Origin of the sequence: Collinsella sp. LCP19S3_F2, from assembly GCF_052121015.1 — a bacterium.
Lineage (GTDB): Bacteria > Actinomycetota > Coriobacteriia > Coriobacteriales > Coriobacteriaceae > Collinsella.
In genome coordinates, this window is the sequence record NZ_JBQKFA010000001.1 from 320,841 (window position 1) to 341,209 (window position 20,369).

Consider the following 20,369-nt stretch of genomic DNA (forward strand, 5'->3'; position numbering starts at 1 on the left):
GTTTAGGCGATGATGGGGGCGATGGCGCGGATGCAGGCGTCGGCAGCGGTGAATGTGGTGCTGTCGTCGCTGACGATAAAGATGATCTTGCCCTTGATGCCAAAGTCGCCGATTTCGCTAAAGAGCACGTAGGGCTCCTGGTCAAAGCCCGAGATGGGCGAGACGGCCGTTTTGGTGGCGCTGGTCAGCTCGTCTGCCAGCGCGTCAAGGGAAGCCCATTTAGACGTGTCCTTTACGGCAACGGGCACGGCCACACGTCCAAAGGGCATCAGATGCACGAGCGTGTTCTTGGAGATGTTGGAGTTGGGCACAATGATGGTCTGCCCGTAGGCATCCTCGATGGTCGTGTGGCGCCAGGTGATGTCCTGGACCACGCCCGACACGCCGCCAACCTCGATATTGTCGCCGGGCTTGATGATGCCCATAAAGGTCACCTGCATGCCGCCGATAAGGTTCGACAGCGTGTCCTGAAAGCCGAGCGAGATGGCAATGCCGCCGACGCCAAGAGCGGCGACGAGCGCGTTTGCGTTAATGCCAAAGCAGTTGTCGAGGATAAAACTGCCGCCGATCATCCAGATGACGGCGCGCGCAATGTTGATGAAGATACTCGATGCCGGAAGCGGGTTATCGTCGCGGTTGAGCAGGTGACGCAGCGTCTTGGAAACGACTTTGGCGGCGACGGCGGTGCCTATCGCCAAGATGCCAGCCCAGATGATGTTGTGGACCCACCGCTGCTCAAAGAAATGAAGAATCGGCTCAAACAATTCCATGTAGGGAAAACCTCCTCAAGATCGTTCAACCATAATACCCACCAAAAAGCCCGTCCGATCACAACGGACGGGCTTTTGCGCTCGATATAAGGTTTGTACGGCGGGGCTGCAAGGCCCGGCGGTGTAGCTTAGCGGCGGCGCTTCCAGATAATGCCGACCATGATGACGATGATGCCGCCGATGAGGCATGCACCGACCACGGTCAGCGTACGGTCTCCCGTTGCGGCAAGCTTACCGGCCGTCTTCTTGGTGGTGATCTGCGTGGTCGTCGTGCCGGGGTTGGATGAGGGCTCAGGCGTTGGGGTCGGATGGGGTGCGGGGCTCTCGGCGGAGCCAAAGCTGATGGTGCCCGCGAGTGAGGCCATCTTGTTCTCCCAGTCGTCCTGCCCGATCAGTGCCCTCAGCGCTGCCTCGCACGTACTCCACTCGGCGCACTTCTTAGCTTTTGCAAAGGTGGGAAAGACGGTCGTGTTGGTAATGATGTAGTTATTGGTGGCGACGGCGTAGTTCTTGGCGGGGTCGAGCGCGCTGCCATCCTTGGTGAGTGTGGCGCTCACAATGCGCTTGCCTTCGGGCTGCGTCCAATCAATCGTCACGTTAATGCCGCCAAAGGAGAGAACGCTGCCAGAGTCATCGCGCCACTTGTACTTGTCTTGCGCCTCCTGCTCGGTATGGCCGGCTGCCACGTAGGCTTGCTGAAGCTCGTAGCTGTGATTGCAATCGTCGCTGATCTGCAGTGAGTGCTCAAGCGCTGCGAGGAAGTTTGCACCGGTCATGGTCCAGGTCTCCACGGTGTTGCCATAAGGCGAGATGGCGATGACGTTGCCGGCGGTCACATCGCCCGCCGCGATGCCGCCGCGGATGCCGCCCGCGTTTTCGATGGCGAGGTCTGCCCCCGTCAGGGCAAGATAAGAGCCGCAGATCACATGCCCGATGGTCTGGGCCTTGGTGGTGTCGCTCGCTTTGCTGGGACGCAAATCGGTGGTGCGCACCATCTCCCAGCCATGCGTACCCGCGGCGTCTTCGCCGTAGAAATAGTCAGTGGCGGATGTGCCGATCACTTTGTTCGACTCGATTTTAAAGGCGTCGTCGAGTGGCTTGATTTTGTTATTGCGAACCTCATCGAGTTGACTCTGGTAGAAGGCGCCCTTGTCGGGGTCTGCCAAAAGGTCGTTGACGTTCTTGGCGGTGTAGAGCTTCTCGTCGCTGTCGTCTGCGGGGATCGTGACCGTGTCATCGTCGGTCGTCACGGTGCCATTCGTGTCGTACTTGTACGGAATGGAAAGCAGACCGACCTCGGCAAAGGCGCTGCCCGCCTCGACGACGCGGACCGGCTTGCCGTCGGCCCCCGTCACGTTTTCGTCTAAGTTGATGTGCTCGTGGCCCGCGACCAGTGCATCGACCCCAACGAGCCTTGCAGCAAAGGCCTTGGCGTTGAGCGTGTGCGCGATGCAGACGATAACGTTGCAGCCCTCATCCTCGCGCAGTCGCTTAGCCTCAGCATTGATGGCGGCTGCCGCATCCGAGAACGACGTGTCCTGGACAAGGCTCTCGCGCAGTGAGAATCCCAGCGACTCATCCATGGCACCCACGACGCCGACCTTGATTTTGTAGTCGAATGTGGAGTGGTCTTCGCTGTCCTCCCAGGTACGGTCGAGCGTTTTGGTGATGCTCGAGCTCCATACGCCGCTCGTAGACTTCGCGTTTGCGCAGAGCATGGCGAAGGGCGTGCCGGTGGTGCTGTAGCCGGTCATGGTGCGGAGCTTGTCAGCGCCGTAGCTCCAGTCGTGGTTGCCCGGCGTGGTCGCGTCGTAGCCGTTCGCATAAAAGGTGTCCATGAGCTCGGCGATGCTTTTGCCCTCGCTCATAGTGGCGAAGGATTGCCCGTGGAAGGTATCGCCCGCATCGAGCAAAAGATCGGGGGCACTGCTTTGAGCGCTATAGAGAACTGCCAGTCCGTCAAAGCCGACAGTGCCGGTACCCTTGCTTGCGTTGTAGCTGTACTTGTAGCTGCCGTGGATATCATTGGTGTGCATGACGGCCACGGAGCCGTCAATAGCGGCGGGCAGGTTCCCCGCGAAAGCGAGGCTTGGGATGCCTGTGAGCGCGCCGGCAAACAACGCGGCAGCTAACGCAAGGCGGGGGAGTCTTTTCATGGCGGTCTCCTTACTCTTTAACAAAACCGCCGCAAAGGTGTCTGTCCCTTTGCGGCGGTTTTGACGTCTGCGCAGATAAAACCTGCCAAAATAAACCTGTCCCTTTTTGGTAGGTTTAGCTCAGCAGCATGCGGTCGTTGGCGAGCTCGCCGCCCGAGACCTCCTCGAACTTCTGAAGCAAGTCGGCCACGGTGAGCGATTTCTTCTCATCGCCCGCCACGTCGTAGATTACGTGGCCCTCGTGCATCATGATCAGGCGATTGCCCAGACGGATAGCGTCGTTCATGTTATGCGTGACCATGAGCGTGGTCAGGTGGTTCTCGTCGACAATCTCCTCGGTCAGATTGAGCACCTTAGAGGCCGTCTTGGGGTCGAGTGCCGCGGTATGCTCGTCGAGCAGCAGCAGGCGCGGCTTGGTGAGCGTGGCCATGAGCAGGGTGAGTGCCTGGCGCTGGCCGCCCGAGAGCAGGCCGACCTTGGCGTTGAGGCGCGTGTCCAGACCAAGGTCCAGGCGTTTGAGCAGCTTGACGTACTCGTCCTTCTCGGCCTTGGTGACGCCCCACGAAAGGCCGCGACGCTGGCCGCGACGCTTGGCGAGTGCCAGGTTCTCGGCAATTTGCATGTCGGCTGCGGTGCCGCGCATGGGGTCCTGGAACACACGGCCCAGGTACTTGGCACGCTGCGACTCGCTCAGACGCGAGATGTCGGTGCCGTCGAGCTCGATAACGCCCGAATCGAGCGGATACACGCCGGCGATCATGTTGAGCAGCGTGGACTTGCCGGCGCCGTTGCCGCCAATCACGGTTACAAAGTCGCCATCGTTGAGGGTAAGGTCGACGCCGGTAAGAGCGCGCTTTTCGGTGACGGTGCCCTTGTTAAAGGTCTTCTTGACGTGCGAGAGCTTAAGCATCTGCCTCATCCCCCTTCGTGTAGGAGCTGCGGAGCTTATAGCGCTCCCAAACCACGGGCACGCATAGGGCCACGGCGACAATCACGGCGGAGAGCAGCTTCATGTCGTTGGCGTCCATGCCCAGCTGCAGCACGATGGCGCGGATGAGGAAGTACACCACGGAGCCAAAGACGGCGGAGGCAAGACGGACGCTAAACTGCGTGAGACCGCCGGGCAGCAGGCGGCCGAGCACCTCGCCGATAACAATGGCGGCGAGACCGATAACGATGGCGCCGGTGCCCATGCCAATGTCGGCGTACTTCTGGCTCTGGCAGATGAGCGCGCCCGAAAGGCCAATGAGGGCGTTGGAGAGCACGAGGGCGATCATCTTAGTGGAGTTGGTGTTGACGCCCAGGGCACGGATCATGTACTCGTTGTTGCCGGTGGCGCGCAGCGCCGAGCCGATCTCGGTGCCAAAGAACCAATACAGGATGGCAACGATAGCCACGGCGAGCAAGATGCCCAGGATGATGGCAACGGTGGACTGCGGCAGGCCCGTCATATTGCTGACGGCCGAGAACACGGTGCCCTTGGCAAGGATGGGCGTGTTGGATTTGCCCATGATGCGCAGGTTGATGGACCACAGGCTGATCTGAGTGAGGATTCCGGCGAGGATCGCGGGAATCTCAAAGACGGTGGTCAGAATGCCCGTGACCGCGCCCGCAATGGCGCCGGCGCACATGCCGGCCAAAACGGCGAGCAACGGGTCGGCATTGTTGTTGACGATGAGCACGGCGCAGACGCAGCCGCCGAGGGCAAAGCTGCCGTCGCAGGTCATATCGGGGATGTCGAGCAGGCGGAACGTGATAAACACGCCAAGCACCATAATGCCCCAGAGGACACCCTGCGAAACGGCGCCCTGCAATGCAATGAGCATGCTTCATACCTCCTAGGATAGGGTGGACACGTGATTTTCCATAATAGCGGTACCAATGCATAAAAGAGCAGCGGACGGACATTTTGTTTTACCAAAAACAAGCAGGGCGAACGCCGGTCTTTAGCGTTCGCCCCAATGACTCAGATATTGAATAACACAGCTATGGCGCAAGCGCGTGCCTAGCTGCGTTACCGCGCATGGCGCTACTCGTCTAGAGCGGAAAGGTCGATGCCCAGGGCCTCGGCCATCTCGTCGTTCTTGACGACGACCAGATCCTTGCTTGGGAGGTGCTTGATCGGCATATCCTCGGGCTTGGCCTCGCCCTTCAGAATCTTAACGGCCATCTCGCCCGCGGCGTAGCCCAGGTCCTCATAGTTGATGGAAAGGGTGAACAGGCCGCCGGCCATGCACATGCCCTCCTCGCCGGTCACAAAGGGAAGCTTGTTCTCCTTGCAGATCTGACCGACCTGCGAAGCGCCCGCGGCGATGGTGTTGTCAGTGGGGGAGTAGAGCGCGTCGACCTTGCCCACGGCAGACTCGACGACGGACTGGATCTCGTTGGAGCTCGAGACGGTGAAATCGGTGTACTCCAGGCCCAGCTTGTCGAGTTCCTTCTTGGCGGCCTTGATCTGGACGTCGGAGTTGGACTCGGCGGTGCAGTAGAGCAGTCCGACCTTTTTAACGTCGGGCAGGACCTTCTGCATCATCTCGAGCTGCTCGGCGACCGGGGTGAGGTCGGAGGCGCCGGTGACGTTGGTGCCGGGCTTGTCGTTGTCCTGGACCAGGCCGGAGGCGGCGTAGTCGGTGATGGCGCAGCCCACGATGGGGATATCGGCCGTGGCGCCGGCGGCAGCCTGTGCGGCAGGCGTGGCGATGGCGTAGATCAAGTTGACGTTGTCGCCCACAAACTTGTCGGCGATGGACTTACACGTGGACTGGTCGTTCTGGGCGTTCTTCTGGTCGATCTTGACCTTGAGTCCGCTCTTCTTGATGGCCTTGACAAAGCCGTCGTTGGCGGCGTCGAGCGCGGAGTGCTCAGTGAGCTGCAGAACGCCGATGGTGTAGTCGGAACCGGCGGCTGCAGAGCCGGAACCAGAGTTGCCGCCGCATCCGGCGAGCGGGGCCAGTGCGAGCAGGCCGGCGGAGACCAGAAGGCTCCTGCGGCTGATGGTGATGTCGTTCATGTCATTACCCCCAGTATAGAAATTGCTGGAAACACTGCACTCAAACAAAGTGCAAGTGGGTCTATAGTAGCGCCGATGCCCATTTTTTCAACAACCTGTCGGGTTTTTTAATACTGAACCGGATGGACGGCGGGGGATTCGGCGGGCAACGGCAAGACTTAGGCGGCGGGCGCGGGCCGCTCCCCCTCGTCCAGCGCGGCAAAGAGCTTCTTGCCGTCGAGCAGGCGCGTGCTAACGTTTCTCATGCGGCCGATCTCGATGGTGCGTAGGGTGTCGTCGGAGCCGTGCCCGTCGACGACCGTTCCCAGCAGATACGAGACGCCGTCTCGCTGTTTGATGGCAAAAGGCCGAACGGTCATCCTCGTCACTTCGATCTTGTCGTGTGTCGTGACGCTTGAAATGTCAAAGCTCACCGTGGTTCCGTGGTCGATGGCCCGCTCGATGAGCTCGCAGGTATCGATGCGTTTGGCGGGCGGTCGCGTGGTCTTGGCGGGTTTGCCCTCTGCGCTTGGTGCCGGCTCGGACGTATCGAGGTAGCCGCGAACGTCGGCGCTTGCCATGGCGACCAGATGGCGCGCTATGCTTTTTCTGGTCGCGATGGGTGTGGAGCGGTTGCGCATGACCATGCCATGGAGTCGAATGATTTCCTCGTCGGAGAGCGGTCGGGTGAGAAGTCGGTAACCCGCGCCGCGCTTGTACTCAATCTCGTATCCGGCATGTCGCAGGGCGGAAATCGCGGTATGGATACTGCGCCGCGCTGCCGAGACGGGCATGCGAGCGGGGTCGTCGGGATGGGCGAGGCGCTCGATCAGCTCATCGGGAGGAAGCGCTTTGTCCTCACCGGTATGCTCGCTTAAGAGTTGCAGGATGCGCACAGCGCGATAGGCTGCCATGGAAGCAGCGCCCCTGGTCGTGGCCTCGTAGTTCTCAACAGCGGGTTTGGCCATTGCGTTCACGTCCTTTCCGTTTTTGGGTGATGACGCTACGGAGCCTAGGACACGGGGTTTGCTTAGGGGCGCAGGGCACTCTGGGTGGTCGGTAGTCGTCGGCAAGCGGCGGATCGAGTTTTCAACAGCCCTGCTCAGCTGACCAAAAACTTGACAAAAGCCTGACGGATGCTGTTGAAAAAAGCGCCCCTCGGCTTGCCGAGAGGCGCTGGTGCGACACGCTGTAACGCGCGGGACGGAGCTGTGGCGATTAGAAATCGGCGTTGCCCACGGTGCGGGGGTGCGGAAGGACGTCGCGGATGTTGCCCACGCCCGTCAGGTACATTACCAAGCGCTCGAAGCCCAGGCCATAGCCGGCGTGCTTGCAGGAGCCATAGCGGCGCAGGTCAAGGTAGTACTTGTACTGCTCGGGGGCCATGCCAAGGTCCTTGATGCGGGCCTCGAGCAGATCCAGGCGCTCCTCGCGCTGGGAGCCACCGATAATCTCGCCGATGCCCGGCACCAGGCAGTCGGCGGCGGCGACGGTCTTGCCGTCGTCGTTCATGCGCATGTAGAAGGCCTTGATCTCGGCCGGGTAGTCGGTCACGAAGGTCGGGCGCTTAAAGTGCTCCTCGGTCAGGAAGCGCTCGTGCTCGGTCTGCAGGTCAATGCCCCAGCTGACAGGATAGTCAAACTTGTGACCGGCGGCGACGGCCTGCTCCAGGATCTCGACGGCCTCGGTGTAGGTGACGCGGGCAAAGTCGGAGTTGGCCACGTGGTTCAGGCGCTCGATCAGGCCCTTGTCCACAAACTTGTTGAGCATGTTGAGCTCGTCGGGGCAAGTGGCCATAACGTCCTTAAGAACGTACTTGAGCATGGCCTCGGCGTTATCCATGTAGTCGTTCAGGTCGGCAAAGGCCATCTCGGGCTCGATCATCCAAAACTCGGCGGCGTGGCGCGTGGTGTTGGAGTTTTCGGCGCGGAAGGTGGGGCCAAAGGTGTACACGTCGCCAAAGGCCATGGCAAAGTTCTCGGCATTGAGCTGGCCGGACACGGTAAGGCTTGCATGCTTGCCAAAGAAGTCCTGGCTCCAGTCGACCTCTCCGGACTCGGTGAGAGGCGGATTTTTGGGGTCGAGCGTGGTCACGCGGAACATCTCGCCGGCGCCCTCGCAGTCACTCGTGGTGATGATGGGGGTGTTGACGTAGACAAAGCCCTGCTCCTGGAAGAAGCGGTGGATGGCGGCAGCCGCGACAGAGCGGATGCGGAACACGGCACGGAACAGGTTGGTGCGCGGGCGCAGGTGCTGCTGGGTACGCAGGAACTCGACGGTTGCGCGCTTCTTCTGCAGCGGGTAGTCCGGGGCGCTCGTGCCCTCTACCTCGATGGAGGTGGCAGAAAGCTCGAAAGGCTGGGGCGCATCGGGGGTCAGCTTGACGGTGCCGGTGCAAATGAGTGCAGCCGAGACGTTTTGGTGGGCGATCTCGTCGTAGTTGCCGAGCGTCTCGCGGTTCATGACGACCTGCAGGTCGCGGAAGCAGCTGCCGTCGTTGAGCGTGACGAAGCCAAAGTTCTTCATGTCGCGGACGGACTTGACCCAGCCGGCGACAGTGACGGTCTGGCCGCCGAGCGACTCGGCATCGGCATAGAGCTGCGCGATTTTGGTGCGGTTCACGTATCCTCCCATAACGGTTGAATGATAGTTATCCATATAGTTCGATATTCTAGCAGCTCGGCTCATTTGGGCTATACAGATAAGGCATTGACGGGACGGTTTTCAAACGAAAAGCGCCCGCGGCCAGATGGTCGTGGGCGCTTGCGTGTTGCCTATTGGCTGTACGGCGCAGGACTCGTTACTTGGTCTTAGCCACCAGCAGCGGGTCGCCCAGCTTGACGAGCGGGTTGCCGCCGATAAGCGTTCCAGACTCGCCGACATGGTCGATGCTCTTAAGACGATCGAGCTCGGAGATGATGACGGTCACGATGTCCTCGTGGCCAGCGGCCTTAATGGCATCGCGGTCGAAACTGATGAGCGGCTGGCCTGCCTTGACCACATCGCCCATCTCGACAAAGCGGGCAAAACCCTTGCCGTTCATTTGTACGGTGCCCAGGCCGACATGGATGAACACGCGAAGGCCGTCCTCGGTGATCATGCCAATAGAGTGGTTGGTGACGGTGGTGGCGCCGATGCGGCCGTTAGCGGGCGCATAGATGGTGCCGGTGATGGGCTCGATGCCGTAGCCCTGGCCGAGCATACCCGAGGCGATGGTCTCGTCGGGAATCTCGTTTAGATTGACGAGCACACCGTTAACGGGAGCGTAGATGACGCCTTCGCGGGTGGCGAAGCTTGCTGCGGGCGGTACGGATGCCTCGCCCGACGAGTTGAACGTGGACTTGAGCGAATCGAGTAGACCCATAGATGCCTCCAACGTATCAAGTGCGCATGTAGCGCACGCGTAGTTTTGCCGGAAACGTTTCGTGTGTGTTACCGGCTCGGTCAGCGTCTCTATTTTACGCTGCTCAACGACGGCCCTGAGCTGGGATTATGTGATATATCAGTTGAAGGGAACTTATTGCGGATACGTTTCGATGCCGTGCGTCCAAGTGGGGTACGCTTGAAGGCGATACATAACGTGCGCGCGAATCGCGCGAAGGGAGCATATATGATCGTCGAGAGCCATGCGCTGTGGGGCGAGGAGCCGACCGAGGAATATCCGGCGACGTTTACCTATATGGGGGCCGAACCGCTGCCCGGCAAGCCCAATGGTCGTCGCCCGGCAGTGATCATCTGCGGCGGAGGCGCGTTTACGCACATCGCTCCGCACGAGCAGGACCCGGTGGCGTTTGCATTTTTGGATCACGGGTACCAGGCCTTTGTTCTCAACTATGTCACGAGTGGCACGGGTGACGTGAGCTTTCCGCACCCCCAGGCAGATCTTGCCAAGATGGTCGCCACGGTTCGTGCGAATGCCGACGAGTGGCATGTCGATCCCAAGCGCGTGTGCGTTGTGGGCTTTTCGGCGGGCGGCATGATTTGCGCCTCGCTGGCAACGCAGTGGAAGACCGGCCCCTTCGCGGCACTTGCCGGGGCGCGTCCGGACGACATTCGTCCCGATGCCGTGGTGCTGGGCTATCCATTGCTCGACTTTGCCTATGTCCGCGACATGCAGACGCGCGATCCGCGCATCGACTTGCGCGTGCCCAAGACAGGTGGCAAGACGGGGCGCGATTTGCTCAACGACTACTTGTCGATGGTGACGGGTGGCGAGGCGACCGAAGAGCACCTGGCCGATATCTGCCCTACCACGCATGTTTCGCGTCAGATGCCGCCGACCTTTGTGTGGGGCGTGTCCGATGACAAAACGGCGCCGATCGCGCAGGTCTATCCGTTTGCTCAGCGCATGGCCGAGGAGGGCGTCGCTTGCGAGATGCACGTCTTTGACCAAGGCGGTCACGGCCTTTCGCTCGGCAATGCCAATACCGCGGTCGACAACGAGGACAAGCAGGTGGCAGTCCGCCCTTGGATTCGCCTAGCCTTCCGCTTCCTGGAGCGCCATCTGTAAGAGAGTAAGAGGGCCAGCCCCATCCCGTCCCTCATAACTTGCGGTGGAATAGTTCCTGTTTTTGCTGGTTAAAGCCCCAAACAGGAACTATTCCACCGCAACTTCGTTTTGGTGCCCGGGCCGGAAACCGCGTCCCAGTTTTGCCCCTCAAGGTGGGATACAGTTTCCCGCAGAGGGTCGATCGGGAAAATGCGTCCCGGTCTGAGCGACGATTCCGGGATGCATTTTCCGTAAGATGCCTCAACCGGAAAACGCATCCCGTTTTGAAGCTTCAGAGTGGGACGCGGTTTCCCCGAGAGGCCCCATCGGGAAATCGGGGACCGGAATTCGCCTGAGTAGTGGGATGCAGTTTCCGCAGCAGGCTCGTCTGGAAAACCGGGGTCCGGAATCCCCATTGCAACAATCTGTTGATTGAACGTCGCTGTATGTTCGCGCTATCATGCATGGTTAAAATTGGTTAGCCATGGCAAACGGTTAGCAATGGTGAACATAAATGCAACGCCCTGTGGGCGTCGGGGGAGGAACACGGACGTGAAGCTCGATACACTCGAGATTGGAAAGGACGCCGTTGTCGCATCGGTGGCATCGGACGATCAGGCACTCCGACAGCATATTTTGGACATGGGCTTAACGCCGGGCACCGAAGTCACCATGATGAAGTACGCCCCTATGGGCGACCCGCTCGAGATTCGCCTGCGTGGCTACGAGTTGACGCTGCGCAAAGACGATGCTGCTCGCATTGAGCTCGTGGGTATTCACGACACCGATACGAGCCCGCGCGTTAACGCCGCAATCGGCACGACGGAGCACCCGGCGCTCGGTGAGGGGACGTATTCGCCCCGCGCGGCAAAAACGGCCGTGCCCGAGGGCGCGCCGCTGCACTTTGCCCTCGCCGGCAACCAAAATTGCGGCAAGACCACGCTGTTCAACCAGCTGACGGGTTCCAACCAACATGTTGGTAACTTTCCCGGCGTGACGGTCGACCGCAAGGACGGTACTGTTCGTAACCACCCCGAGGCGAGCGTTACCGACCTGCCCGGTATTTATTCGTTGTCGCCGTACACGGGCGAGGAGATTGTCAGCCGTCAATTCATCCTTGACGAGCATCCCGACGCCATCATCGACATCATCGATGCCACCAATATCGAGCGTAACCTCTACCTGACGCTGCAGCTTATGGAGCTCGACTGCCCCATGGTCATCGCGCTCAACATGATGGACGAGGTGACGGCCAACGGCGGCGCCGTGGACGTCAACCTGCTCGAGAGCCTGTTGGGCGTGCCTGTTGTCCCCATTAGCGCTGCCCGCAACGAGGGTATCGGCGAGCTGGTGGATCACGCTCTGCATGTGGCGCGGTTCCGCGAGCGCCCGGGTCGCCTGGACTTCTGCGCGCCCGATGGCCCGGACGGCGGTGCGCTGCATCGCTGTATCCACGGCATTGCCAACCTGATCGAGGACCATGCCGTGACGGCCCGCATTCCGCTGCGTTTTGCGGCGACCAAGCTGGTTGAGGGCGACGAGCTGGTGACCGAGGCACTTCACCTGGATCGCAACGAACTTGACGCTATTGAGCACATCATTACCCAGATGGAGGGCGAGGCTGGCACCGACCGCCTGTCTGCGCTGGCCGATATGCGCTTTAGCTTTATCGGCGACGTGTGTGGGCGCTGCGTCGTCAAGCCGCACGAGAGCCGCGAGCACGTGCGCTCCGTTAAGATCGACCGCATCCTGACGGGCCGCTACACGGCCATTCCGGCGTTCCTGGCGATCATGGGCCTCGTCTTTTGGCTGACGTTTGGCGTGATCGGCGCGGCGTTGCAGGGACTTATGGAGGACGGCATCGCTGTCATCATCGCCTCGGCCGATGCGGGTCTCAAGGCGTTCGGAACCAACGACGTGGTGCGCTCGCTGGCTGTCGACGGCGTGCTTACGGGCGTGGGCAGCGTGCTGACCTTCCTGCCGATTATCGTCGTGCTCTTCTTGTTCCTCTCCATTCTGGAAGACTCCGGCTACATGGCGCGCGTGGCCTTTGTCATGGATAAGGTGCTGCGTCGCTTTGGCCTGTCGGGCCGCAGCTTCGTGCCCATGCTCGTTGGTTTTGGCTGCACCGTGCCGGCTATCATGTCGACCCGTACACTCCCATCCGAGCATGATCGCAAGATGACGGTCATGCTCACGCCGTTCATGAGCTGCTCGGCCAAGTTGCCGGTTTACGGCTTGCTGTGCGGAGCATTCTTCCCGCAGGCGACGGTCCCAGCCATGGTCTCGCTCTATCTGATTGGCATTGCGGTCGGTTGCATCGCGGCTTTGGTGCTCAACCGCACGGCATTTAAGGGCGACCCGGTGCCGTTTATCATGGAGCTACCCAATTACCGCCTGCCGAGCATCAAGACGACGGTGATGCTGGCGTGGGATAAGGCCAAGGACTTTATTACCAAGGCCTTTACCATCATCTTTGCCGCCACCGTGGTCATCTGGTTCCTCCAGACGTTTGACATCCGCTTTAATGTGGTCGCCGATCAGTCGCAGAGTCTACTTGCCGGTCTGGGTAGCATCATCGCGCCGTTGTTGGCGCCGCTTGGCTTTGGCGACTGGCGTGCATCCACGGCGCTCGTCACCGGACTTATCGCCAAGGAGAGCGTCATCTCGACCCTCACCGTGCTTTTGGATGCAACGTCACCCGCGGCGCTGTCGACCATGTTTTCGCCGTTTACCGCCTACGTGTTCTTGGTCTTTACGCTGCTGTACCCGCCCTGCGTGGCGGCAATCGGTGCCGTCAAGAGCGAGTTGGGCGCGCGCTATGCCGTTGCCGTGTTCGCGTTTCAGGTGATGGTCGCCTGGATTGTGGCGTTTGTCGTGCATGCGGCGGGCATATTGCTGGGGTTGGCTTAGCTATTTATTGACGGCGCAACCTCTGTGTATTGAGTTGTTGATTGCGGCCCCGCATCTGTGCTGACGGATGCGGGGCCGTTGCTATATAATCGCCCACCGCCCAAGACAATCGGAGAGGTTTCCTACATGACTCAGGCAAGACAAGATGGCATCTCGCTCAAGCAGTGGCTCCCGCTTATCGGGCTCGCCTGCTGCGCGTTCGTGTTCAACACATCGGAGTTCATGCCCATCGGCCTTCTGACTGATATTGCCGTATCGTTCTCGCTCACCGAGGCCCAGGCAGGCATCATGATTTCGGTCTACGCCTGGGGCGTCATGCTGCTGTCGCTGCCGCTTATGGTGTTTGCCTCGCGCTTTGAGTTCAAGCGTATGCTGCTCGGCGTGCTCGCCGTGTTCTCTCTGGGTCAGTTCCTGTCCGCCGTGGCGCCCACCTATCCTATTTTGGTCTGTGCACGCCTGGTGGTCGCTTGCGCACATGCCGTGTTCTGGTCGGTCGCCTCGATTATGGCCTCGCGCCTGGTCGACACCCGTCACGGGGCGCTCGCCATCAGCATGATCGCCACGGGCTCGTCCATCGCGCAGATCTTTGGCCTGCCGATCGGCCGCGCCATCGGGCTGGCTGTGGGCTGGCGCATGACATTCGCTGTGGTCGGGGCCTTTTCTGCCGCCGCGGTGGTGTACCAGGCAGCGGTGTTCCCGGCCATGCCGGCGGGAGAGCGCTTTGCCGTCAAACAGCTGCCCGAGCTGCTCAAGAACCCGTTCCTCATCGCGCTCTACGCGGTCACGGTTTTTATGGCGACCGGCTATTACACAGGCTACAGCTATATCGAGCCCTTCCTGGCGCAGGTCGCGCACGTCGACGCGGGCGCCATTACCATGACGCTGACGGCGTTTGGCTGCTCCGGTCTGGTGGGCAGCTGGCTGTTTGGCCGCCTGTTCGACGGGCACCGCTTCCCGTTTTTGGCTATCACACTCTCCGGCGTGCCAGCGGCCCTGCTGCTCATGGGTTCGGCCGCATCGTCGCTCGCAGCAGTGCTTGCCGTCTGCGTGCTGTGGGGCTGCTGCGCCACGGCCTTTAACGTGGCATTTCAGGCCGAGCTCATCAAGTACACGCCCGCGGATTCGTCGGCTGTCGCCATGTCGATCTTCTCGGGCCTGTTTAATCTGGGTATCGGCACGGGCACCGCGATCGGCGGCGGCGTGGTTTCGGGTCCCGGTATCGCCTGGATCGGCTTCGCGGGCGGGGCGATTGCCGTCGTGGGCGTCATCCTCGCCATCACGGTGATGTTCCCGGCCATACGCCGCGCAAAGCCCGTCGCCTAATCACGTTTCCTCATCAGTTGCGGTGGAATAGCTCCTGTTTAAGGCCTCTGAAGGCCCAAGCAGGAGCTATTCCACCGCAACTTATTTTGGGGGAGGGGATACAAGCTGGGCATACAATGGATGTCGTTGTGTTGAGCTTACCGGGAGGTTGCTATGTGGGCATACGAGACGACGTTCTATCAAATCTATCCGCTGGGCTTTTGTGGAGCTCCGCGCGAAAACGCCGCGCCCGTTGCTGAGGATGAGCTTGCCCAGGCTGCCAACGACGCGCCCAACCCCGATGCCCCCATCATGAAAATCGCCCAATGGGCCGACTACCTGCAAAAACTCGGTATTGGCGCTGTGCTCATCAACCCACCGCTCGAGTCCGATAGCCATGGCTACGACACGCGCAGCCTGCGCCACATCGACCGTCGCCTGGGTGGGGATGCCGACTTTGCCGCCGTGTGCGAGACGCTGCATGCCCACGGCATCCGCGTGGTGCTCGACGCCGTCTTCAACCACGTCGGTCGCGGCTTTTGGGCCTTCCGCGATGTGCAGGAGCGCAAGTGGGACTCGCCCTACAAGGACTGGTTCCACATCAGCTTTGACGGCGACTCGTGCTACGGCGACGGCTTTTGGTACGAGGGCTGGGAAGGCCATTTTGAGCTCGTGAAGCTCAACCTGCAAAACCCCGCCGTGGTCGATTACCTGCTCGAGTCCGTGCGCCGTTGGGCCGATGTCTTTGGCGTCGACGGTCTGCGCCTGGACGTCGCCTATATGCTCGACCGCGACTTTATGCGCCGCCTGCACGCCTTTGCCCGTGAGCTCAAACCCGATTTTGTGCTGATCGGCGAGACGCTCCACGGCGACTACAACCAGATCGTCAACGACGAGATGCTCGACTCCTGCACCAACTACGAGTGTTACAAGGGACTGTACTCCAGCTTTAACTCGATCAACATGTTTGAGATCGCCCACTCGCTGCACCGTCAGTTTGGCGGCGACCCGTGGTGCATCTACCGCGGCAAGCACCTGCTGTCGTTTGTCGACAACCACGACGTGCCGCGCCTGGCGAGCATTCTCACCGACAAGTCGTGCCTGCGTCCCGCCTATGGCATGCTCTTTGGCATGCCGGGCATCCCGTGCATCTACTATGGCAGCGAGTGGGGAATTGCTGGCGAAAAGGGCGGCCCCGATGGCGACTGGGCGCTGCGCCCTGCGCTCGATGAGCCTGCGCCCAACGAGCTGACGGCGTTCATCACACAGCTTACGCACCTGCGCTCGGCCGACGATGCGGCGGCCCGCGCTCTCAGCTACGGCGCGTACCGCAACGTGGTGATCCAGAACAAGCAGCTGCTGTTCGAGCGCGCCTGCGACGACGCGACGGTGCTCGTGGCGGTCAATGCCGTGAACGAGCCTTATACCTTTGGAGCCGGCGAACTCAACGGTTCCTTCGTCGACCTACTTGCCGACGATGCACCCACGGTCGAGCTGACGGGTGCGCTTGAACTTGCGCCCTACGAGGTGCGCTATCTGTTGAGGGCCTAGGTCATGGCGGCGTCAGACGAGGGCTATCAACATATTGAGCATGGGTTTGAGCCCGTGTTTGACCAGCACTCGCGCGTTTTGGTGCTCGGGTCGTTTCCCTCGGTGCTTTCGCGCGCCAATGCCTTTTATTACGGCAACCCTCAGAATCGCTTTTGGCGCGTGATGGCCGCGTGCCTTGGTGTGCCTGCACCACCCAACGAGGGCGACCCTTTGGTGGGCGGCGAGCCCGCGACGCTCGACGCCTCTATTGCCGCCAAGCGATCCATGCTGTTGAACGGTGGTGTGGCCCTTTGGGATGTGGTCGAGAGCTGCGACATTAAGGGGTCGAGCGACGCGAGCATCCAAAACGTTGTGCCGGCATATATCGAACGCATCACTGGAGCTGCGCCCATCGAGCGGGTGGTATGCAACGGAGGTACGGCGGGGCGCCTCTATAAGCGCTATCTACAAGAACGCACCGGGCTGCCCGCTGTCGTATTGCCGTCAACTAGTCCCGCTAACGCGGCCTGGTGCCTGGAGCGGCTTGTCGAGCGCTGGCGCGAGGCAGCTGACTGGACCGCACGGTAATCTAGATCCTTGATTGAGCATGGGCACCGAGGCGTTTGATGATGGCGCGCCAGATTGGTGCGGGCACGGCGGGCTTGGCGCGCACCATGCCGTCGGCATCGACACTGTCGGCATCGCCGCCGCCAAGCAGCTGCGCATGCTCTATGGAGCAGCCCATGCGTACGGCGCCTACAAGCTTATCCATCGCTTCGGAAAATGGCCGGCGTAAGAGGCCCATACGCGGGGAGTGGCGAAGCGCCACAATACCGCTGCTGGCGCAGATGACAACGCCACCGCACCATGGCAGGTCACGTAGAATACATGCCCGGTACAGGTGGTCGAGGACTTCGTCCGCCTGCTTGTTGTTTTTTGACAAGGCCTGGACGACGACATAGACGCGTGTCTCTGTATCCCCGAAGCGATCGAGTATCTGCTCGACAGTGATCATCGCCTCATCATCAAATGCATCATCAACAGCGAACACCATGCCATCGACTACACCGGCATCATCCGCCTCCAAATCGACCGAACGGGGGAGCGCGGTGCCGGAAAGCTGAGCATAGGCGGCGATGGCATCCTGCAGGTCCCAGAGTAAAAACTCAAGATCGGCGCTCTCGGGAATACTGATATACGCAATGGTTTGCAGCGTTTTTGGTACATCGCCGCGTGCAGTTGTCTCCATGCCGCCTCCTTTCCGGTTGGTTTCCGTTTAGGTTACACCGTCTGGTGGCGCGCGGGCGCGCTATCCTAGTGCAACCCTTACGAAAGGAACGCCATGCGTCTACCCATGAACACCTCGCTTGCCACGCTCAAGCCCTCCGGCATTCGCCGGATCAACGCGCTCGCCGCCCAGCACCCGGGGTGCATCGCGCTTGCGCTTGGCGAGCCCGATTTTCCCACGCCCGATGTGATTAGCGCCGAAGTGACTGCTTCGTTGGACCGCGGTGACACGCACTATCCGCCCAACAACGGCCGTCCCGCCCTGCGCGAGGCGCTGTCTACCTACATGGGAGACGCGGGCCTTACGTTTTCGGCCGACGAGATCATCCTAACCGACGGCGCGACCGAGGCCCTGTCGGCAACATTTATGGCCATGCTCAACCCCGGCGACGAGGTTATTATCCCCACGCCGGCCTTTGGCCTGTACGAGAGCATCGTCGTGGCCAACCACGCCAAAGCGGTCTTTTTGGATACGGAGCCCGCGCAATTTCAGATTGACGAGGAAGCGCTTCGCGCCTGCGTGACGCCGGCGACTAAGGCTATCGTCATCTGCACGCCCAACAATCCTACGGGCTGTATCCTCGACGCGGCATCGCTCGACGCCGTGGCACACGTGGCAGAGCAAGCGGGCATCTACGTAATCTGCGACGACGTATATAACCGCCTGGTCTATGTGGATGGCTATGAGCGCTTTGCCCAGCGCCACCCGGAGCTGCGTGAGCAGACGGTGGTCATCGAGAGCTTCTCCAAGCCATGGTCTATGACCGGCTGGCGCTTGGGCTGGCTCGCAGCTGCAGCCCCCGTCATCGCCGAGATCGCAAAAGCTCACCAATACCTAGTATCGAGCGCCGTCTCCTTTGAGATGGACGCCGCGGCCCGAGCCCTGACCGTCGACCCAACCCCCATGCTCAAAGTCTACCGAGCCCGCCGCGAACGCGTGCTCGCAGCCTTAGACACCATGGGCCTCGACGTAGTGGAACCAGCCGGCGCCTTCTACGCTTTCCCCAGCATCAAACAGTTCGGCCTAACAAGCGAAGACTTCTGCATCAAAGCTATCAAAGAAGCCAACGTAGCCCTAGTCCCCGGAGACTGCTTCGGCACCGAAGGCCACATCCGCTTAAGCTACTGCGTCTCCGACCAAGATCTGGACGAAGGCCTCCGCCGCCTGTCCACCTTCATTTCGACTTTGTAGTCCTCAGGGATGCAACACATCAGCCCACCGACATAAGGATTGTGAGTGGGGCGCGTCGGCCAACGGCAACCCTGGCTGCCCCAAAGTCAACACAGGTCGCGCCGCCAAAGGCCAGGCGCAAGCTTTTCGTAGATTCCGCACGAGCCGAAGAGCACTAAATGTGCTCTTCGTGCGAGCCCAGGACCTGACCGAGCGAAAAGCTTGCGCCTGGCCTTTGGCGGCGCGACCGAGATGGTGGAATTGTGTGCAGCCAGGGTTGCCGTTGACCGACGCCGGGGTCCCCGCCATAATACTTTCGGTTCACGCACGAATCCGCTGCCAGAGACAGCCGGTGCAAACGGGCATTGCCCGCGAGCTCAATGGGATATCCCGCCAGCCGAGGTGGTCGAGTAGATATGTCTTCTCGCCCCCGTCGCTCATGCAGCGCGGGGGCTTTCTTTTTGGACATGCCCCCGTCACGTCCTTGTGGCGGACCGTGCCCGGAAAGAATTCGAGGAGGTGTAATTCATGCCCCAGCAGTACAAAATCGACAAGGTTGCAGAGATCGAGTCCCGTATCGCCGAGAATGCCGGTCTGTTCGTCGTCAACTACAACGGTCTGACGGTTAAGCAGGCTCAGGAGCTGCGTCATCAGCTTCGCGAGTGCGGCGCCGAGATGAAGGTCTACAAGAACAACCTGGTCAAGATCGCTCTCAAGAACCAGGAGCAGCCCGAGCTCGACGAGATCCTCGCCGGCCCCGTCGCTTATGTGTTCTACGAGACCGAGCCGGTCGAGGCCGCTAAGACCCTTAAGGACTTCTCCGCTAAGTCCAAGGGCGTCCTTGAGATCAAGGGCGGTATCTCCGACGGCAAGGCCGTTTCCGCTGATGATGTTAAGGCTATCGCCGAGCTGCCCACCAAGGACCAGCTTCTCGGCCAGATCGCCGGTCTCATCTCCGGTTTCGCTCGCGACATCGCTGTCTGCGTCAACGGCGTTTCCTCTGGTCTCGCTCGTTCGATCCAGCAGGTCTCCGAGCAGAAGGCAGCCTAGTCGCTGTTTTCACCCGCGGCGGCAACGCCGCACCCCTGGCGCATTCGCGCCGTGTTTTAACTGATCTCCGTGCACAGACACGGAAACCGAAAGGACTTAGAAATGGCTAAGCTTACCACCGATGAGATCATCGATGCTCTTAAGGAAATGACCCTTCTCGAGGCTTCCGAGCTCGTTAAGGCTATCGAGGACACCTTCGGCGTTTCCGCCGCTGCTCCTGCCGCTGTTGTCGCCGCTCCCGCTGCTGGCGCTGCTGAGGCCGAGGAGAAGACCGAGTTTGACGTCGTGCTCGAGGGCTTCGGCGACAACAAGATCCAGGTCATCAAGGCCGTCCGTGAGCTCACCAACCTTGGCCTGAAGGAGGCCAAGGAGGTCGTCGAGAGCGCTCCCAAGGCTGTTCTCGAGGGTGCCAAGAAGGAGGACGCCGAGGCTGCCAAGGAGAAGCTCGAGGCTGCTGGCGCTGCTGTCACCCTCAAGTAATCAGGCTTTCTCGCCAGATTTCTTTGCAGACGGGGTTCGCATTGCGAGCCCCGTCTTTTTTGTTTTGGCCCCTCATTCCCATTGCTCGGCACGCAGAACACCGCTGTCTTCGCCGTGCCAATCCCGTTACCGCTGGGGCATAAAATTGCACCATTCGAGCAATAATTTGCGTTGACCTGCTGAAGAATTGCGTTTGCCTTACGGCGACGTATGTCTCCGGCGGTAAGATACT

General features: G+C 60.6%; 17 protein-coding genes. 8 read left to right on the plus strand and 9 right to left on the minus strand.

Going from position 1 to position 20,369, the window contains the following annotated elements; translation table 11 throughout:
• Positions 1 to 2 precede the first annotated feature (2 nt).
• From ACTQX9_RS01430 to ACTQX9_RS01465, 8 genes are all read right to left on the minus strand, one after another.
• Positions 3 to 770 (minus strand): mechanosensitive ion channel family protein, encoded by a 768-nt coding sequence (locus ACTQX9_RS01430; RefSeq protein ID WP_441540289.1) that lies wholly within the window; start codon positions 768 to 770, stop codon positions 3 to 5.
• Between the two features lie 128 nt (positions 771 to 898).
• Positions 899 to 2,926: a bifunctional metallophosphatase/5'-nucleotidase gene (locus ACTQX9_RS01435; RefSeq protein ID WP_441540290.1), complete on the minus strand. Its 2,028-nt coding sequence runs from the start codon at positions 2,924 to 2,926 to the stop codon at positions 899 to 901.
• Between the two features lie 115 nt (positions 2,927 to 3,041).
• Positions 3,042 to 3,836, minus strand: coding sequence for an ABC transporter ATP-binding protein (locus ACTQX9_RS01440; RefSeq protein ID WP_117839998.1), 795 nt, complete (start codon positions 3,834 to 3,836; stop codon positions 3,042 to 3,044).
• Positions 3,829 to 4,752, minus strand: coding sequence for an ABC transporter permease (locus tag ACTQX9_RS01445; protein WP_427718394.1), 924 nt, complete (start codon positions 4,750 to 4,752; stop codon positions 3,829 to 3,831). The genes ACTQX9_RS01440 and ACTQX9_RS01445 overlap by 8 nt, the downstream gene beginning before the upstream one ends.
• A 203-nt stretch (positions 4,753 to 4,955) precedes the next feature.
• Positions 4,956 to 5,936 carry an ABC transporter substrate-binding protein gene (locus ACTQX9_RS01450; protein WP_441540291.1) on the minus strand — a complete coding sequence of 327 codons (981 nt, stop codon included), beginning with the start codon at positions 5,934 to 5,936 and terminating at the stop codon, positions 4,956 to 4,958.
• A gap of 158 nt (positions 5,937 to 6,094) precedes the next feature.
• Positions 6,095 to 6,883, minus strand: a complete 789-nt coding sequence (locus ACTQX9_RS01455) for a hypothetical protein (RefSeq protein WP_441540292.1) — start codon at positions 6,881 to 6,883, stop codon at positions 6,095 to 6,097.
• 250 nt (positions 6,884 to 7,133) lie between these two features.
• Positions 7,134 to 8,537: an asparagine--tRNA ligase gene (gene asnS / locus ACTQX9_RS01460; protein WP_441540293.1), complete on the minus strand. Its 1,404-nt coding sequence runs from the start codon at positions 8,535 to 8,537 to the stop codon at positions 7,134 to 7,136.
• Between the two features lie 178 nt (positions 8,538 to 8,715).
• Positions 8,716 to 9,279 (minus strand): PTS sugar transporter subunit IIA, encoded by a 564-nt coding sequence (locus ACTQX9_RS01465; protein ID WP_154514730.1) that lies wholly within the window; start codon positions 9,277 to 9,279, stop codon positions 8,716 to 8,718.
• Positions 9,280 to 9,525: 246 nt separating this feature from the next.
• Here ACTQX9_RS01465 and ACTQX9_RS01470 point away from each other — a divergent pair, with 246 nt between their 5' ends.
• From ACTQX9_RS01470 to ACTQX9_RS01490, 5 genes are all read left to right on the plus strand, one after another.
• Entirely contained in the window at positions 9,526 to 10,425 is a 900-nt protein-coding gene (locus ACTQX9_RS01470) for an alpha/beta hydrolase (RefSeq protein ID WP_427793558.1), read from the plus strand.
• 480 nt (positions 10,426 to 10,905) lie between these two features.
• Positions 10,906 to 13,317, plus strand: a complete 2,412-nt coding sequence (gene feoB, locus ACTQX9_RS01475) for a ferrous iron transport protein B (RefSeq protein ID WP_441540294.1) — start codon at positions 10,906 to 10,908, stop codon at positions 13,315 to 13,317.
• A 126-nt stretch (positions 13,318 to 13,443) separates the two neighbouring features.
• Complete coding sequence (locus ACTQX9_RS01480; RefSeq protein WP_441540295.1) at positions 13,444 to 14,640, plus strand: MFS transporter; 1,197 nt, start codon at positions 13,444 to 13,446, stop codon at positions 14,638 to 14,640.
• 153 nt (positions 14,641 to 14,793) lie between these two features.
• Positions 14,794 to 16,170 (plus strand): alpha-amylase family glycosyl hydrolase, encoded by a 1,377-nt coding sequence (locus tag ACTQX9_RS01485; RefSeq protein WP_441540296.1) that lies wholly within the window; start codon positions 14,794 to 14,796, stop codon positions 16,168 to 16,170.
• 3 nt (positions 16,171 to 16,173) lie between these two features.
• Positions 16,174 to 16,737, plus strand: coding sequence for a uracil-DNA glycosylase family protein (locus ACTQX9_RS01490; RefSeq protein WP_441540297.1), 564 nt, complete (start codon positions 16,174 to 16,176; stop codon positions 16,735 to 16,737).
• A 1-nt stretch (position 16,738) separates the two neighbouring features.
• On the opposite strand, the gene ACTQX9_RS01495 is transcribed toward ACTQX9_RS01490, so the two are convergent.
• A complete protein-coding gene (locus ACTQX9_RS01495) occupies positions 16,739 to 17,398 on the minus strand; it encodes a hypothetical protein (RefSeq protein ID WP_441540298.1) in 660 nt (219 codons plus the stop codon).
• A gap of 93 nt (positions 17,399 to 17,491) precedes the next feature.
• On the opposite strand from ACTQX9_RS01495, the gene ACTQX9_RS01500 reads away from it, so the two are divergent.
• The 3 genes from ACTQX9_RS01500 (at position 17,492) to rplL (ending at position 20,137) form a co-directional block, all read left to right on the plus strand.
• Positions 17,492 to 18,628 (plus strand): pyridoxal phosphate-dependent aminotransferase, encoded by a 1,137-nt coding sequence (locus ACTQX9_RS01500; RefSeq protein WP_441540299.1) that lies wholly within the window; start codon positions 17,492 to 17,494, stop codon positions 18,626 to 18,628.
• Positions 18,629 to 19,135: 507 nt separating this feature from the next.
• Complete coding sequence (gene rplJ, locus ACTQX9_RS01505; protein ID WP_117646079.1) at positions 19,136 to 19,657, plus strand: 50S ribosomal protein L10; 522 nt, start codon at positions 19,136 to 19,138, stop codon at positions 19,655 to 19,657.
• Between the two features lie 102 nt (positions 19,658 to 19,759).
• Positions 19,760 to 20,137, plus strand: a complete 378-nt coding sequence (gene rplL / locus ACTQX9_RS01510; RefSeq protein WP_154514707.1) for a 50S ribosomal protein L7/L12 — start codon at positions 19,760 to 19,762, stop codon at positions 20,135 to 20,137.
• The last annotated feature ends 232 nt before the right edge of the window (positions 20,138 to 20,369 follow it).

What these genes read in the sequence shown, in the direction of transcription:
- ACTQX9_RS01485 (WP_441540296.1), top strand. Translation starts at nt 14,794, where the DNA reads ATGTGGGCATACGAGACGACGTTCTATCAAATCTATCCGCTGGGCTTT.
- ACTQX9_RS01450 (WP_441540291.1), bottom strand. Translation starts at nt 5,936, where the DNA reads ATGAACGACATCACCATCAGCCGCAGGAGCCTTCTGGTCTCCGCCGGC.
- ACTQX9_RS01480 (WP_441540295.1), top strand. Translation starts at nt 13,444, where the DNA reads ATGACTCAGGCAAGACAAGATGGCATCTCGCTCAAGCAGTGGCTCCCG.
- ACTQX9_RS01465 (WP_154514730.1), bottom strand. Translation starts at nt 9,279, where the DNA reads ATGGGTCTACTCGATTCGCTCAAGTCCACGTTCAACTCGTCGGGCGAG.
- ACTQX9_RS01430 (WP_441540289.1), bottom strand. Translation starts at nt 770, where the DNA reads ATGGAATTGTTTGAGCCGATTCTTCATTTCTTTGAGCAGCGGTGGGTC.
- rplJ (WP_117646079.1), top strand. Translation starts at nt 19,136, where the DNA reads ATGCCCCAGCAGTACAAAATCGACAAGGTTGCAGAGATCGAGTCCCGT.
- ACTQX9_RS01470 (WP_427793558.1), top strand. Translation starts at nt 9,526, where the DNA reads ATGATCGTCGAGAGCCATGCGCTGTGGGGCGAGGAGCCGACCGAGGAA.
- rplL (WP_154514707.1), top strand. Translation starts at nt 19,760, where the DNA reads ATGGCTAAGCTTACCACCGATGAGATCATCGATGCTCTTAAGGAAATG.
- ACTQX9_RS01455 (WP_441540292.1), bottom strand. Translation starts at nt 6,883, where the DNA reads ATGGCCAAACCCGCTGTTGAGAACTACGAGGCCACGACCAGGGGCGCT.
- feoB (WP_441540294.1), top strand. Translation starts at nt 10,906, where the DNA reads ATGGTGAACATAAATGCAACGCCCTGTGGGCGTCGGGGGAGGAACACG.
- ACTQX9_RS01495 (WP_441540298.1), bottom strand. Translation starts at nt 17,398, where the DNA reads ATGGAGACAACTGCACGCGGCGATGTACCAAAAACGCTGCAAACCATT.
- ACTQX9_RS01435 (WP_441540290.1), bottom strand. Translation starts at nt 2,926, where the DNA reads ATGAAAAGACTCCCCCGCCTTGCGTTAGCTGCCGCGTTGTTTGCCGGC.
- ACTQX9_RS01490 (WP_441540297.1), top strand. Translation starts at nt 16,174, where the DNA reads ATGGCGGCGTCAGACGAGGGCTATCAACATATTGAGCATGGGTTTGAG.
- ACTQX9_RS01440 (WP_117839998.1), bottom strand. Translation starts at nt 3,836, where the DNA reads ATGCTTAAGCTCTCGCACGTCAAGAAGACCTTTAACAAGGGCACCGTC.
- ACTQX9_RS01445 (WP_427718394.1), bottom strand. Translation starts at nt 4,752, where the DNA reads ATGCTCATTGCATTGCAGGGCGCCGTTTCGCAGGGTGTCCTCTGGGGC.
- ACTQX9_RS01500 (WP_441540299.1), top strand. Translation starts at nt 17,492, where the DNA reads ATGCGTCTACCCATGAACACCTCGCTTGCCACGCTCAAGCCCTCCGGC.